Origin of the sequence: Anaerosacchariphilus hominis (assembly GCF_014290175.1) — a bacterium.
GTDB lineage: Bacteria > Bacillota > Clostridia > Lachnospirales > Lachnospiraceae > Laedolimicola > Laedolimicola hominis.
On the sequence record NZ_JACOOR010000012.1, the window covers coordinates 22295 to 37478 of the forward strand.

The 15184-nt window shown below is 52.1% G+C and carries 13 protein-coding genes and 1 riboswitch; all 13 genes read left to right on the forward strand.

Going from position 1 to position 15184, the window contains the following annotated elements:
- The first annotated feature begins 9 nt into the window (after window positions 1-9).
- Window positions 10-273: an HPr family phosphocarrier protein gene (locus tag H8S44_RS15480; protein ID WP_186872270.1), complete on the forward strand. Its 264-nt coding sequence runs from the start codon at window positions 10-12 to the stop codon at window positions 271-273.
- A 133-nt stretch (window positions 274-406) separates the two neighbouring features.
- Entirely contained in the window at window positions 407-1930 is a 1524-nt protein-coding gene (locus H8S44_RS15485) for a sugar ABC transporter ATP-binding protein (protein ID WP_207724109.1), read from the forward strand.
- Window positions 1917-2882 (forward strand): ABC transporter permease, encoded by a 966-nt coding sequence (locus tag H8S44_RS15490; protein ID WP_186872271.1) that lies wholly within the window; start codon window positions 1917-1919, stop codon window positions 2880-2882. Before H8S44_RS15485 ends, H8S44_RS15490 begins: the two co-directional genes overlap by 14 nt.
- Complete coding sequence (locus tag H8S44_RS15495) at window positions 2875-3882, forward strand: ABC transporter permease (protein ID WP_186872272.1); 1008 nt, start codon at window positions 2875-2877, stop codon at window positions 3880-3882. The genes H8S44_RS15490 and H8S44_RS15495 overlap by 8 nt, the downstream gene beginning before the upstream one ends.
- Window positions 3883-3907: 25 nt before the next feature.
- A complete protein-coding gene (locus tag H8S44_RS15500; RefSeq protein ID WP_186872273.1) occupies window positions 3908-5131 on the forward strand; it encodes a sugar ABC transporter substrate-binding protein in 1224 nt (407 codons plus the stop codon).
- 159 nt (window positions 5132-5290) lie between these two features.
- Window positions 5291-7654: a glycyl radical protein gene (locus H8S44_RS15505; RefSeq protein ID WP_186872274.1), complete on the forward strand. Its 2364-nt coding sequence runs from the start codon at window positions 5291-5293 to the stop codon at window positions 7652-7654.
- A gap of 3 nt (window positions 7655-7657) precedes the next feature.
- Complete coding sequence (locus H8S44_RS15510; protein WP_186872275.1) at window positions 7658-8551, forward strand: glycyl-radical enzyme activating protein; 894 nt, start codon at window positions 7658-7660, stop codon at window positions 8549-8551.
- A 153-nt stretch (window positions 8552-8704) separates the two neighbouring features.
- Window positions 8705-8922: riboswitch (cobalamin riboswitch) on the forward strand.
- Window positions 8923-9036: 114 nt separating this feature from the next.
- Complete coding sequence (nikB, locus tag H8S44_RS15515) at window positions 9037-9981, forward strand: nickel ABC transporter permease (RefSeq protein ID WP_330593455.1); 945 nt, start codon at window positions 9037-9039, stop codon at window positions 9979-9981.
- Window positions 9978-10817, forward strand: a complete 840-nt coding sequence (nikC, locus tag H8S44_RS15520) for a nickel transporter permease (protein WP_186872276.1) — start codon at window positions 9978-9980, stop codon at window positions 10815-10817. The genes nikB and nikC overlap by 4 nt, the downstream gene beginning before the upstream one ends.
- The gene (locus H8S44_RS15525) at window positions 10814-12400 is read left to right on the forward strand and encodes an ABC transporter substrate-binding protein (RefSeq protein WP_186872277.1); all 1587 of its coding nucleotides are present in this window, start codon (window positions 10814-10816) and stop codon (window positions 12398-12400) included. The genes nikC and H8S44_RS15525 overlap by 4 nt, the downstream gene beginning before the upstream one ends.
- A 30-nt stretch (window positions 12401-12430) precedes the next feature.
- Window positions 12431-13213 carry an ABC transporter ATP-binding protein gene (locus H8S44_RS15530; protein WP_186872278.1) on the forward strand — a complete coding sequence of 261 codons (783 nt, stop codon included), beginning with the start codon at window positions 12431-12433 and terminating at the stop codon, window positions 13211-13213.
- 91 nt (window positions 13214-13304) lie between these two features.
- Complete coding sequence (locus H8S44_RS15535) at window positions 13305-14165, forward strand: oligopeptide/dipeptide ABC transporter ATP-binding protein (protein WP_330593456.1); 861 nt, start codon at window positions 13305-13307, stop codon at window positions 14163-14165.
- Window positions 14166-14186: 21 nt separating this feature from the next.
- Window positions 14187-15176 (forward strand): M14 family metallopeptidase, encoded by a 990-nt coding sequence (locus H8S44_RS15540; RefSeq protein WP_186872280.1) that lies wholly within the window; start codon window positions 14187-14189, stop codon window positions 15174-15176.
- Window positions 15177-15184 lie beyond the last annotated feature (8 nt).

Sequence of the window (15184 nt, forward strand, 5' to 3'; positions counted from 1 at the left end):
GAGAAAAGCATGATTACAGAGACCATTATCATTCGGAATCATATCGGCCTACACGCGCATCCCTCCTGGATGATTGCCATGGAAGCGGAAAAGTATGAGTCAGATATTCAGATCTTATACCATGGCCAGAGCGCGGACGCCAAGCGGAGTATTAGTATCCTGGCTCTGGGAGTGGATGCGGGAGAGAGCGTGGAGCTTCGGGTATCCGGCAGGGATGAAAAGGACGCCGCGGAGAAGCTTTCTTATCTGCTGAAACACATTTCCAATGCCTGAAAACATCAAACTATTGTGATAAAAGTGAAAAAATATACGATAAAAGGGGAATGCTTTGTTACTTTTTTAAAAAATAGACTTGTGATACCATCTATTTAAGATAATAAGATGAAAGGCAGAGAAGGAGAAGAATATGGGGAATAAAGTATATGCACTGGAAATGCAGCATATTGTAAAACGCTTTTCTTCCTTTTTGGCAGTCAATGATATCAGTATCCAGGTTCGCCCGGGCGAAGTACACGCCATCTGCGGAGAGAACGGAGCTGGAAAATCCACACTGATGAAGGTGCTGGCCGGAGAGTATCCGGATTATGAGGGCAGGATTTCCATTCACGGAACAGAGGTGAAGCTGGACAGCCCCACCACAGCCCGCAGATGCGGAATCGCCATTATCCATCAGGAGCTGGGACTGGCCGGCCCCATCTCGGTGGCGGAGAATATTTTTGCCGGGAACCTGCCGCGGAAAAAGGGAATCCTGCTGGATCGCAGGAAGCTTTATGAGGATGCGAAGAAATATCTCGGAATGGTAGGCCTGTCCTACGTGAGACCGGAGACCCTGGTTTCCGCTTTAAGTCAGCACGAGGCCCAGCTGGTGGAGATCGCCAAGGCCCTGTCCAACGATCCAAAAATCCTGATTATGGACGAGCCCACATCGGCCCTTTCCAGAGAAGAGGGAAAACGTCTGTTTTCGATTATCGAGGATCTGAAGAAGCGGGGACTGGCGATTCTGTATATCTCCCATTTCCTGAGCGAGGTCTTTGAAGTATCCGATTATATCACTACCATGCGGGACGGCCGCCATGTGGCCACAGAGGCAAAGACAGAGACCACGCCGGAAAAAGTCATTTACCATATGGTGGGAAAAGATATCAAGGATTTTTATGCGGAGCGGAAGACGACGGTGGGCAGCACCGTTCTGGAAGCCAAAAGCCTGACCAGATACGGTTTCTTTCAGAATATTTCCTTTGATGTGCATGAGGGAGAGATCCTGGGAATCTGCGGACTGTCGGGAGCCGGAAGAACGGAGCTGGCCAGAGCCCTGGTGGGAATCGACCAGTGGGACGAGGGAGAGCTTTTCTATGAGGGAGAGTCCATCCGGAATCATTCCTATACCGAATCCATCCGGCGGAATATCGCTTATCTGGCGGAGGATCGGAAGCTGCAGGGACTGATGCTGAATCTTCCCATAGGTGAAAATATCACAAGCGCAAAGGCCATCTGCCAGAGCAGAAGCTTCTGGTGTCAGGAGGAACAGGAAAAGAATGCCGTGGACGGGCTGATGGAAGAGCTTCAGGTGAATCCGAGAAATGTGAAGAAGATTGTGGGTCAGCTCTCCGGTGGAAATCAGCAGAAGGTGCTTCTGGCAAAATGGCTGCTGACGGATCCGAAGCTGTTGATTCTGGACGAGCCCACCAGAGGCGTGGACGTGGGCGCGAAGAGTATGATTCATGAGGCCATCAAGCGCCATGTGGACAAAGGAAACGCGGCTATTATCATTTCCTCGGATCTGATGGAAGTGGGCGGTCTGTCCGACCGGGTTCTGCTGCTGTATCACGGCAGGCAGCGTGGCATTATAGAAAAGGACAAAGATAACTGCTCAGAGGTATCGCTTCTGATGCTGGCGAATGGGGATGGAAAAGCGTATGAAGAAGGCTAATATACTGGAATTTGTCAGCCGGTTCGGAACCTATATGATAGTAATTATTCTGGTGGGACTTGGCTGTGTCATATCCGATAAATTTTTGAGTACCACCAATCTGATCAATATTCTGGACGCGGTTTCCTATCTGGGAATTCTGGCCAGCGGCATGGCCCTGGTGACCTACTGCGGCCAGAGCGTGGACCTGTCCACACCCTCCACCATCGCGGTGGCCAGCTTCGTGTCAATCCTGACCCTGCGGTTCGGCATGATTCCGATGATTTTGTGTACCCTGTTGAGCGGCGCGTTGATCGGACTTTTCAACGGACTGATTGTGGGAAAGTTCCGGATTAACACGGTGGTCTGGACTCTGGCAGTCAGCTTTGTATTCGCCGGACTGATCCGTGTGATTTTCGGAAGCGCCAATATCTACGTGACCACAGGCAACACCAGAGCTTTTGAACAGATATCCCGTTACCGGATCAGCGGCAGGATTCCTCTGGGCGTGGTGGTGATGGTAGCTCTGATGATAGGACTTCATATCTTCGTATCCCGGAGCAGAATCGGACGGCAGCTGAAGCTGGTGGGCTGTTCGGAGCTGGTGGCCCGCTACAGCGGAATCAATGTGCTGCGGATTATCACCCTTTCCTTTGTGGGAAGCGGCATGGCAGCGGCCATCACGGGACTGTTTATCGCGTCCCTTTCCAAATCAGCCTGCTATAATTACGGAACCGGCTACGAGTTCCGGGCGATTACGGCGGTGGTATTAAGTGGAATGGTCCTGGACGGAGGCCGGGGAAGTATCGCGGGAGTTCTGGGCGGCGTTCTGGCCATCGGACTTCTGAACAACATCATGACCCTGCTGGGTCTGAACAGCTTCCTGCAGGATGTGGTAACTGGAATCGTATTTATCGTAATTGTCTGGTTTACAAACTACACGAAGACGAAATTGGAGGCGCTCAATGGATAAGGACAGAAAGAAATGGATGGCGTTTTGCAGCGCCAATCGGGTTTATCTGATATTTGCGGCAGTCTTTGTACTGATGAGCCTGTTTGCTCCGAGGTTTTTCAATACCTATAATATCGGGACGCTTCTGGGAACAGCCATGCTGAACGGAATCGTGGTCATCGGCTTTACTATTGTACTCATCTGCGGACATCTGGATCTGTCCACGGTGGCGATTATCAATGTGGCGGGAAATCTGGCCATCTATATGGTACAGAAGACCGGAAGCTTCGGAGCAGGCATCCTGGCGGCGGTGGTGGCAGGCATTGTGATTGGAATCGTAAATGGCCTGCTTGTGACAAGGGCCAAGATCAACTCTTTCATTGCCACCCTGGGTATGTCCACCCTGCTGCAGGGCTTGGTAAGCTACTCCAACAATGCGGCCACCCGTTCCATCACGGATTTTACCATGACGGATTTTCTGGATAAAAAGCTGATTCCTATTGTGCCCAACCGGGCGCTGATCGCGATTATCATCGTGCTGCTGGTACATTTCTTCATGAGCCGTACCACCATGGGAAAGAACTTTTATCTGGTGGGAGGCAATGTGGAATCCGCATGGTACGCGGGTATCCGTCCGGAGCATTACCTGATCGGGGCCTTTTCCCTGAACGGAGCCTTCGCGGCTCTGGGTGGCGCGTTGTATGCCTGCTATCTGGCTTCAGCCATGGCGGACATCGGAGCCATGGGCGTCAGCCCACTGAACATGCTGATTGCGGCCTCTGTACTGGGAGGAGCCAGCCTGGCGGGCGGAAGGGGAAGCATACTTCACAGCTTTTTCGGAGTGCTGACGCTGACTGCCCTGTATAACGGTCTCACCTGCTTTAAGTTGGGGTATGAGATGCAGATCTTTGTAAACGGAATCGTACTGATGATCGTGGTGCTGATGGAAGCGGTCAGCCTGTATCGGAAGAATAAGCTCGCTGGATCAAAAAGCGATTTATTTAAACAAGCGCAAAACTAAAAATCAAAAAGGGAGGTTTTACAACATGAAGAAACGAACACTGACAAGTCTGTTGCTGACAGGAGCGCTGGCAGTGAGTCTGCTGGCAGGCTGCGGCTCCGGCGGAGGAGCTGCTTCGGATACGCAGACAGCCACCGGTACCGAGACGGCGGATGCCGGAGGAGACAATCTGGAGAAGAGCAAAGCCATCGATTGGCAGTCCGCAAAGGATAATGCGGGCAATCCTTTATTCATCGATACCTTTGTTCCAGATACCCCGGAGAAGCCTGCAGATCCGGACTCGCTTCCGGAGACGGACGAGCTTCACTGGTTCAACTTCGAGTATCCTTACGCGGAGATCCAGAAGCTGGAGCAGCCTGCGTCACCGGCGGACGGTTGTATCGGTAAGAAGCTGATTCTTCTGAAGAACGGCGATCATCCCTACCATACTGCATATATCGAGGCTACCAAGCAGGCAGCTGAGATCTTCGGCATGGAAGTGGAAGTCATGTCTGCCAACTGGGATGTGAATATTCAGACCCAGCAGGTGGATCAGGCCATTAACGAGGCGCCGGATCTGATTATCTACAACCCGGTTGACCAGGAGACCTCTGTAACACATCTGCGGAAAATGTATGACGCGGGAATCCCGGTGATTGGCTCCAACGTTATGCCCAGCAACGAGGGCTTCCAGTATCTGTTGAGTTTCTGCGGACCGGCGGACTGGGATCAGAGTAAGCTGCTGGCACAGTACATGGCAGAGAAGGCCGGCTACAAAGGAAACTACTGCGTGATTACCCACAATCCGGGCGGATCTGCATACTATGCGAGAGCTTACGGCGTGATTACCGAACTGGCAAAGATTGCTCCGGATATGGTATGCCTGGATATTCAGTCTCCGGGAACGGATTCAGCAGAGAATGTAAAGCAGGTAGTATCTGACTGGATCACAAAATACGGCGACGATCTGGATGTGATTTTCACCTCTGAGACCACCGTACAGGCCACCGGTTCCATCGAGGCGTGCGAGGCAGCAGGCCGCAGCGATATCCTCATCGGCGGAATCGACAACAGCGAGACAGCGTTAAACTATATCAAAGAGGGCAAGCTCACCTGTGCGACCAATCAGCCGCCCATGCAGGATGGCGCGCTTCCGGTGCTTCTGGCAGCAAAATGGTTCAACGGTGAGACCATCGACGATTATGTGTTCATGGAGCCGGCAGTCATCAACGCGGACAACGTGGAGGACTTCCTTCCGGCACAGTGGTAAATACAGACAGTGTATGCGAAACGGGACCCCGGACGGGGTCCTGTTTTTGTGCAATTTCTTTCCACGTGGACGGACAGCTTTGTGACTTTTAGAAAACAGGAGAATTTCCTATAATGAGGGCAGAAAGAATCGTAACAGAAGTGGATAAGGAGGCAGAGGATGGAAGACAGAATTACAAAACTCAGAAACGCGTTTTTGCAGGCCACCCGGGCGGCAGATACGGAGAGGGCGGTTCTGGTGACAGAAAGCTATAAGCTGAACGAGAATCGTTCCGAGGCCATGAAAAAGGCGCTGGCGCTGCGCCATGTGCTGGAGCGTATGACCATTGCCATTCATGATAACGAACTGATCGTGGGCTGCCATGCCCAAAAGGTACGGAGCACGCCGCTGTTTCCGGAGTACGCGGCAGGCTGGATATCCAAACAGATGGATGATTTTGCCACCAGACCGGGCGATCGGTTTGCCATCACCGAGGAGCAGAAAGCGACCTTACGGGAATGCCTGAAATACTGGGAAGGCCGCGCCCTGGATGAGCGGGTGGCTTCCTGCATCCCGAAAGAATTGGATCAGGTAATTGGCTACGGCGTAGTCTATAATGCCAGCTACGCGTCCAAGTCCCCGGGCCATCTGGTGCCGGACTACATGGGACTTCTGGGAACCGGCTTTGAGGCGTTGATTGCGCGCTGTCAGGAGAAGCTACAGAATCTGGATATTGAAAAAGACGATTACGTGGAAAAGCGGGAATTCTATATGTCCTGTGCGGAGGCTATGGGTGCGGTGATTCTCTATGCCAACCGTTTTGCGAATCTGGCGGAGACCATGGCGGAGAAGGAGCCGGATGGGAAGAGGAAGAAAGAACTTTTGCAGATCGCGTCCAACTGTAGAAATGTTCCGGCAAAACCAGCATCTTCCTACTGGGAGGCATTGCAGTTCTTATACTTCGTTCAGTTGGCTATCCAGATGGAGGGCAACGGCCTGGCCATTAGCATCGGACGAATGGATCAGTTCTTATATCCTTATTATAAGGCGGATGAGGAAAAGGGACTTTTGACCCATGAGAGCGCTCTGGAGCTGATGGAATGCCTGTATCTGAAGCTGGGCGAGATCGACAAGATCTCATCCAATGAATCTACGGCGGTCAATACGGGACCGGCCCACGGACAGACCATCACCATCGGCGGCGTCCGGGCGGACGGAAGCGACATCACTAACGAGGTGTCAATCCTGGTTCTGGAGGCGGATCGGAGAATTGCTCTGGCCCAGCCGGATATTGCGGTGCGGATCCACGCGGGAACCTCCCAGCGTCTGATTGATGAAGTGACAAAGAATGTAAAGATGGGCCTGAATAAGGTGAAGATCTACAATGACGAGTTGATTACACGGGCAGTACGGGGCATCGGCGTGAAGGAAGAGGATGTATACAATTTCAGCTTCCTGGGCTGCAGCGAGCCGGTCATCGACGGAAAGACCAACAGCTGGGGCAATAGCGGTCACATCAACCTGTCCAAATGTCTGGAGCTGGCCCTGAACGACGGATCGTGTATGCTGACCGGCGTGCAGATGGGTCCTCATACGGGTGATGCGGCAGGCTTTACTTCCATCGAAGAGGTAGAGGCAGCATACCGGGCCCAGGTGAACTACTTTACGGATGTTCTTGTGAAATACGATCGGGTGTTGGATATGTGCCATAAGATGTACCTGCATCTGCCCTTCTGCTCCAGCGTGATTCAGGACTGCCTGGAGACCGGCGAGGACTTCGAGCAGGGCGGAGCCGAATATAACTTCTCCTCCCCGCTGGGCGTGGGCCCCATTACCGTGGGCGACTCCCTGATGGCCCTGAAGAAATTTGTATTTGACGAGAAAAAGCTGAGCATGCAGGAAATGGTGGAGGCCCTTCGGAGCGATTTTGCAGGAAAAGAGCCCTTACGTCTCATGCTGAAAAATCGGGCGCCGAAATACGGAAATGATATCGATGAGGCGGATCAGATGAGCGACTTCGCGGTGTCGGTATTCTGCGACGCCCTGGAGGGCTACCGGAACGCCAGAGGCGGCATCTTCACTGCAGGCATCTATTATCTGACCGCTAATGTACCCAACGGAAAGCATACGGCGGCGACCCCCAACGGCCGCCACGCGGGAGAGCCCCTGAATGACGGAGGCGTATCTCCCACCCATGGGGACGATAAGATGGGAGCTACGGCCATCTTCAAATCAGCTGGAAAGCTCTGCAATGTCCGGGCAGGACACGGCTCTGTCCTGAATCAACTGCTGCATCCGTCCATTTTCAAGGGAGAGGGCTGTGATAGGATATTCGGAGAATATATGCGTAGTATCGTGGACTGCGGCGTCTGGGAGACGCAGTTTAACGTGGTGACCAAAGAGGATCTGCGGCGGGCCCAGGAGCATCCGGACGAGTACCGTGGACTGGTGGTGCGTGTGGCCGGATACAGCGCCTTTTTCACAGCTCTGGGCAAAGAAGTGCAGGACGATATCATTGACCGTACCAGCCTGATGGAACTTTAGCCTATGGAAGGTCGGATTACAAATATACAGAGATTCTCAGTCCACGACGGGCCGGGAATCCGTACCGTGGTATTTTTAAAGGGCTGTACTCTCCGATGCCGGTGGTGCTGTAACCCCGAGGCCATGCTGCCTCAGCCGGTTCTGATGTTTAACCCACAGCTCTGTATCGGCTGCGGGGCCTGCATTTCCGTTTGCCCCACGGGGGCGTCCGGAACGGAAAAGCATATCGGCGTGGAACGGAAGAAATGTACCGGCTGCGGAAGCTGCGCGGAGGTATGTTACGCCGAGGCGAAATACAAAAGAGACCGGTTTCTGGCAGCCGAAGAGCTGATGGAGGAGGTACGGAAGGACCTGTCCTTTTATCAACGCACAGGCGGCGGTATCACCTTCAGCGGCGGAGAGGCCCTGCTTCAGAAGGAGTTTGTGGCGGAGGTTCTGCGGCTTTGTAAGGCGGAGGGCATCGGAACGGCCGTAGAGACCTGCGGAAATGTGCCCTGGGAGAACTTTGAGGCGGTGCTGGATTCCATGGATTTGTATCTGTATGATATCAAAAGCACGGATACAGAGAAGCACAAAGTCTACACAGGCGCAGGATGCGAGCGGATCATGGAGAATTGCAGAAGACTGCGGGAGGCAGGAAAACAGGTGATTATTCGGGTGCCGGTGATCCCGGAATTTAATTTTGACAGGGAGAGTCTGACGGGAATCCTCCGTTTCGCGGAAACTATTAATATAGAAGAAATCAATTTTCTGCCCTACCACCGCTACGCGGAAAACAAATACCGCTATCTGGGCATGGAGTACTGGAACCCGGGCGTGGAACGCCTGGATAAGGGGCAGGTGGAGGAGTGTCTTCGGGAAATCGAGACTTCGGTGCGGCTGAAGGTAGATGGATAGTACCTGAATATTAATTTTATCGGATACCTTCTGAATCTATAGAAAAATGGGAATGCAGAAATCGTTTCGGCTTCTGCATTCCTATTTTTATGCTGCATATTCCCTTGGCAGACAAAAAATGGGAAAAAATCTTGACAGATATAGAGGAATCAAGTAAAATAGACAAGCATAGTGTTGTCAGTCGCGTACGGCGGCTGATAAAGAATAGAGAATCATGTGGAAATCATGGACGGTACCGCCACTGTATACATAAAGAATGATCCTTAGATGAAAGTCCGCCATTGGGGTAAACCTGAGAAGGCGAGGAGAGTTCGCTGGGCTTCTTCCCTGAATATGTGAGTCAGGAGAACTGCTATGCAGCACCCTTAGCGAACGATCTATTTGCGAAGGCTTATTTCCCATGTAAAATCGGTCATGGATGCAAAAGCATCCATGGCTTTTTTTGTGTAATTAAGTCGCTTTTCTTATTGAAATGGAGGAAAACAGTGAAAAAGAACAGGCTCGTATCCAGACTTATCCAGATGTGCGTAGTGCTGATAGGCATTTCCTTTCTGACCTTTTTATTAACCTACCTTGCGCCGGGCGATCCGGCCACAGCCATGTATGATTCCCTGGGAATTACCCCGAGTCCGGAAATGCTGGAGCAGGCCAGGCAGTCCATGGGACTGGACAAACCCTTTTTACAGCAATATGTGGACTGGATAGGCGGTATTTTTCACGGAGATTTTGGAACCTCATTCAGTAAAAGCGCCCCGGTACTGGATCTGCTGATGAAAAGGCTGCCGGCAACGTTCCGGCTGGCCCTGTTTTCCCTGGGACTGATGTTAATTGTTTCGGTTCCCCTTGGAATCCTTTCGGCGGTCAGACAGGACGGGATAGCGGATTATATCGTTCGCTTTCTTTCTTTCCTGGGTATTTCGCTTCCGGGCTTCCTGATTGGCCTGATCTTATTATATGTCTTCGCTTTAAAGCTGGGACTGGTAAAGGTGGCGAGCAGCTCCGTCGGAATGGAACAGATGCTGCTGCCGGGCATCACGCTGGCCATTGCCATGGCGTCCAAATATTCCAGACAGGTGCGCACGGCGGTACTGGAGGAGCTGCACCAGGATTACGTGACAGGCGCGAGAGCCCGGGGAATGAATCAGTGGGAAATACTGTTCCGCCAGGTTCTTCCCAACGCCATGCTTCCGCTGGTTACCATGCTGGGGCTTTCCTTTGGCTCGCTTCTCGGAGGAACCTCGGTGGTGGAGATTATTTTCTCTTACCCGGGACTGGGTATCCTGGCGGTGGGAGCGGTGAAGGCACGGGATTATCCGCTGATCCAGGGCTTCGTGTTATGGATAGCCCTGATCTATATGGTGGTAAATCTGCTGGTGGATATATCCTATCATTATATTGATCCGAGGACCAGGGAGGGGGAGAACGGATGAAAAAGAATACAAGATTTGCGGTGCTTTCCATTCTGGTTTTCCTTATTCTGGCAGTGGCGTTCCTGGCGGACAAAATCGTTCCCTATGATCCGTTGAGCGCGTCACTGAGCGACGCATTCCAGGCGCCCGGAAAAGAACACTATTTTGGAACCGACGCGCTGGGGCGGGACGTGTTCTCCCGGGTAATCTGCGGGGCGACCACCAGCGTATACAGCGTGCTGATTCTTGTGGCGGTAATCCTGGTTGTGGGTACCTTTCTTGGAATCATAGCCGGGTATTTCGGCGGAGCGGCAGACGCGGTAATCATGAGAGTGGGCGACATGATGATCGCCTTCCCGGATCTGATTCTGGCTATGGCAATCGCGGGAATTCTTGGGCCAAGCCTGAAAAATTCCATGATTGCAATCGCGGCAGTAAGCTGGACCAGATACGCCAGACTATCCAGAAGCCTGGTGCTGAAGATACGGAACAGGACTTATATATCCGCGGCGGAAATATCGGGATCCAGACACAGCAGAATCCTGATGAGATATATGCTGCCCAACGCGCTTCCTACGATGATCATTACGGCGGCGACGGATATCGGCACCATCATGCTGTCGCTGGCAAGCCTGTCCTTCCTTGGCTTTGGAATCCAGCCCCCCACACCGGAATGGGGATATATGCTGAGCGAGGGAAGAACTTATATACTGAGCAGCCCGTGGCTGCTGTTTTGTCCGGGACTTGCGGTCTTTATTACGGTAGTCATCTTTAATCTCTGGGGTGACTGTATTAGAGATATGATAGATCCAAATGCAACAGAAAAACGAAGAAAAAAGAGGAGAAAGAGAAGATGAACGGAAAAAAACTGATTGCCCTTGCCCTTAGCCTGTGCCTTGCGGGCAGTATCACAGCGTGCGGCGGCAGCACAGGAACAGAGCAGAAAGCGGCGGCAGACGGAGGAAGCGCGAAAACACAGCTGAATGTGGCGACAGAGCTGACCAGCGCAACTCTGGATCCGGCAGATGACTGGAACAGCTGGTTTGTAATGCGTTGGGGAGCGCTGGAAACGCTGACCCGTTTTGAGGACGACGGCACCGTGTCGCCGTGGCTGGCAGAAGACTGGTCTGTAGCGGACGATCAGCTGACCTGGACCATAAAGCTGAAAGAAAATGTAACCTTCTCCAATGGAGAACCTATGACCGCGACAAAGGTTCAGGAATCCCTGGAGAGATTATTCGAGGTGACCGATCCCAATAAGGGCGGAAATGGAAACCCCTGGAATTATTTCACGTATGACAGCATCAGTGCGGACGATGAAGCCTGGACTGTGACGATTGTAACAAGTGAGCCGACCGTAGACCTGCCGGGCTGCCTTGCGTATCCCTGGTATGGCATTATCGATGTGGCTGGCTCTGCGGATCGCGATATTGCTGCGGACGGACCGATTTGTACAGGACCCTACTGCTTTGTATCCAATGATCCGGAGCATGATATTCAGCTGGTAAAAAATGACAATTACTGGGACGGCGAAGTACCCTTTGAGACGGTCAATGTCATGAAGCTTGGGGAGGCTTCTGCCCGCGCAATGGCCCTGCAGGACGGTTCTGCAGACATGGGAATCAACATTGCGGCGTCTGACAGAGCGGTTCTGGAGAATGCGGGTACCTATCAGATTGACGTCACCGGTGGAAACCGTGTCTGCAACTGGTTTATCAATTTTGACGGAGTGCTGGGCAATGATACCCTGAGAAAAGCAGTGATAACGGCAATTGACGGCCAGACCGTGTGCGATGTATCCACAGGCGGGTCCTATACTTACACCAACAATGTGCCAGTGCCCGGTTATGATCTGGATAACCCGTACAGCTACGATCCGGAGGCTGCCAAGGCCATGCTGGACGAGGCCGGTATCGTAGACGGCGATGGAGACGGATACCGCGAACTGGACGGCAAAAATATCGACATCAATATTGTAGCGACAACCAGCCGTCAGCAGGACGTGATTGCGCAGGCGTATGGGGTTCAGCTGGAAGCAATCGGAATCAAGACCACGATTTCCATGCCGGAAAACGCGGTAGACCTGCGGGTGTCCCAGGGCTTTGATCTGATGTTCAACAATGAAGTAACCACACCTACCGGAGATCCGGAGAACTTCCTGAAGCACTGGTACGGAAAGATTACCGATACAAGCTTTAATTACGGAAATTATCATAATGAAGAATACGACGCGCTGTATGAACAGCTGATTGGTGAATTTGATACGGAAAAGCGGACGGAAATCTTTACACAGATGCAGGAAATCCTGATGGAAGACGTGGCGACCATCTGCAGCGGCGCCTATAATTTCAATCTCTGCTCCGCGGCTTCCGTAGAAGGCGTTCACAGCTATGTGTGCGATTACTACTGGGTAACAAAGGATATCACACCGGCGTCATAAAGAAGAATATATAGAAAAGGGGACTTTCCCATGCTGGATATACAGAACATAACAGTTGCATATCATGGACAGCCGTTTTTGCAGGATTTCTCCCTACATATGAAAAGAGGGGAAATTATCAGCCTGGTAGGTGAAAGCGGAAGCGGAAAGACTACGGCGATACGTTCCATTCTGGGACTTCTGCCACAGGAAGGAGAGCTGGTATCCGGCGATATTTTGTTTGAGGGAAAGTCTCTTCCTGAATACAGCGAAAAGGAAATGCAGAAACTCCGGGGCTCCAGGATATCCATGATTTTCCAGGATTCCGGAGCCATGCTGAATCCGATACGAAAAATCGGCTCGCAGTATATAGAATACATTCAGAAGCATGAAAAGCTGAGCCATAAAGCGGCGGAAGAAAAGGCGGTGGCTATGCTGGAAGCCATGCGGCTGTCGGAGCCGGAACGCATTATGAAGAGCTACGGCTTCCAGCTGTCCGGCGGTATGCGTCAGAGGGTCGGAATTGCCATGGCCATGACCTTTGAGCCGGAGCTGCTGCTGGCTGATGAGCCTACGGCGGCCCTGGACGTGACGACACAGGCGCAGATCGTGCGTCAGATGATGGAGCTGCGGAAAAATCACGGAACCTCCATTATCCTGGTAACCCATAATCTGGGCGTGGCGGCATATATGTCAGATCGGATTGTGGTTATGCAGAATGGAAGCATTGTGGAAGAGGGAGACCGGAAGACAATACTGGAACAGCCGGGCTGCGCATACACCAGAAAACTGCTGGCTGCGGTTCCGAATATGTATGGAGAAGGCTATGTGTAAGGAGAAAACACCAATTTTGGAGAGCCGTCATTTAAATAAGGTATTTACAGCCCCAGACGGACGCCCTTTGTACGCAAACAACGATATATCTTTGAAATTTTATGAAGGCGAGACCCTGGGAATTGCCGGGGAAAGCGGATGCGGCAAGAGTACGCTGGTGCGCGTGCTGTCGCTGCTTGAGCCGCCCACCGATGGGGAGCTTCTCCTGTTCGGCGAAAATGTCGCCGGTCTGAAGGGGGAGAAGAAGCGGAAAATGCGCCGTCATATTCAGATGGTATTCCAGGATCCTACGGACTCATTTTCTCCCAGAATGAAAGTAAAGGATATTTTGTGCGAGCCGCTGGAAAATTATGGGCTTATAAAACCGTCGGAAAAAGCGGCGAAGGCGAGGGAGCTTCTGAAGATGGTGGAGCTTCCGGAGGAATTTGCAGAGCGGTATCCGCGCAGTATGTCAGGCGGTCAGAAGCAGCGTGTGGCGATTGCGCGCGCATTGGCCCTGGAGCCGGAAATCCTGATTTGCGATGAAGCCACATCGGCGCTGGACGTATCGGTTCAGAAAAGTATCGTGGAGCTGCTGGTAAAGCTTCAGAGAGAGAAGCATACGTCGATTATTTTTATCTGCCATGACGTGGCGCTGATCCGCTCTGTGTCCCACAGAACGGCAATTATGTATCTGGGCTTTGTGGTGGAGCTTGCGGAAGGAAAGAAGCTGGGCCGCGGCGTCTGCCACCCTTATACAGAGGCGTTAAAAAGCGCGGTATTTTCCCTGGATATGGATTTTGAAAAAGAGATAGAAAGCCTGGATTCCGAGATTCCAAGCCCCTTGGAGCGTCCGACAGGCTGTCCGTTCCGGAACCGCTGTGAAAAATGCATGGAGATCTGCGCCGCAGAGAGGCCGCAGCTCCGGGAGGTGGAGAAAGGGCATTGGATTGCCTGTCATCTGTATGCATGACAAGAAAGAGAGGACTATATCATGTGGAAGATTGCAGGATTTTCTTTGCAGACGGGAGAAAAAAGAAGAGTGACGATAGAAATCCCGGTGGAAGAAGCAGGAGAGGAAAAAATGTATCCCATGCCGGCGACATTGATTTGCGGCTGCGGAAAAGGAAAGACCGTTCTGATTACAGCGGGAATCCATGCGGGAGAATACCCGGCTATTCCGGCCGTGATACGGGCAGCAGGGGAGATTCAGCCGGAGGAGCTGAACGGAAACCTGATTTTTATTCACTGCGTCAATACCAGCGGATTTTTTAAGAGAACCTTTGGCCTGATTCCGGAGGACGACTTCAATCTGAACGGACAGTATCCGGGAAAAGAGGGCGGAACCACGGGAGAACGGATTGCGGATTATTTTGTGCGCCATTTTTTCGATGAGATTGATTTTATGATGGATATGCATTCCGGGGGGCAGCAGGAGCCCCTGACGCCCTGTCTCTTCTATCCGCTGGCGGAGGCTGTGACGGAGGAAGCGCTGGCTGCGGCGCGCGCTCTGGATATCCCATGGCTGATAGCTTCGACGGCTACGGCGGGGCAGTATTCTTATGCCGCGAATTATCATAAGGTTCCCGGACTTCTGGTGGAGCGCGGATATGGCGGATTCTGTAAAAAAGAGTGGGTAGACGCTTATTACAGAGATATCTTCCTGCTTTTAAAGCATTTGGAAATGTATGGAGATATTGAAACAGAGGAACAGGTGTGTAAAAAGACGGTAGTTCCCAGAACCACCTATCTTACCTCGGATACCAGGGGAATCTGGCATACGGATCTCCATGAAAATATGGAAGTGGCCCGGGGAGAGCTTCTGGGGTACTGTATGGATTTTTACGGAGAAGTAATCAAGAAGTATTACGCGGAAGAGGATGGGGTTGTCTTCTATTATAATACAGGCTTGTCTGTGGAAGAAGGTACAGCCCTGGTCGCGTATGGAATAAGGGAGCATATGATAGCAGATGAGGCAGGCTGAGCGGGGAG

Excerpts from the sequence above, each read along its gene's own strand:
- H8S44_RS15480 (WP_186872270.1), top strand. The coding sequence starts at position 10 with ATGATTACAGAGACCATTATCATTCGGAATCATATCGGCCTACACGCG.
- H8S44_RS15485 (WP_207724109.1), top strand. The coding sequence starts at position 407 with ATGGGGAATAAAGTATATGCACTGGAAATGCAGCATATTGTAAAACGC.
- H8S44_RS15490 (WP_186872271.1), top strand. The coding sequence starts at position 1,917 with ATGAAGAAGGCTAATATACTGGAATTTGTCAGCCGGTTCGGAACCTAT.
- H8S44_RS15495 (WP_186872272.1), top strand. The coding sequence starts at position 2,875 with ATGGATAAGGACAGAAAGAAATGGATGGCGTTTTGCAGCGCCAATCGG.
- H8S44_RS15500 (WP_186872273.1), top strand. The coding sequence starts at position 3,908 with ATGAAGAAACGAACACTGACAAGTCTGTTGCTGACAGGAGCGCTGGCA.
- H8S44_RS15505 (WP_186872274.1), top strand. The coding sequence starts at position 5,291 with ATGGAAGACAGAATTACAAAACTCAGAAACGCGTTTTTGCAGGCCACC.
- H8S44_RS15510 (WP_186872275.1), top strand. The coding sequence starts at position 7,658 with ATGGAAGGTCGGATTACAAATATACAGAGATTCTCAGTCCACGACGGG.
- nikC (WP_186872276.1), top strand. The coding sequence starts at position 9,978 with ATGAAAAAGAATACAAGATTTGCGGTGCTTTCCATTCTGGTTTTCCTT.
- H8S44_RS15525 (WP_186872277.1), top strand. The coding sequence starts at position 10,814 with ATGAACGGAAAAAAACTGATTGCCCTTGCCCTTAGCCTGTGCCTTGCG.
- H8S44_RS15530 (WP_186872278.1), top strand. The coding sequence starts at position 12,431 with ATGCTGGATATACAGAACATAACAGTTGCATATCATGGACAGCCGTTT.
- H8S44_RS15540 (WP_186872280.1), top strand. The coding sequence starts at position 14,187 with ATGTGGAAGATTGCAGGATTTTCTTTGCAGACGGGAGAAAAAAGAAGA.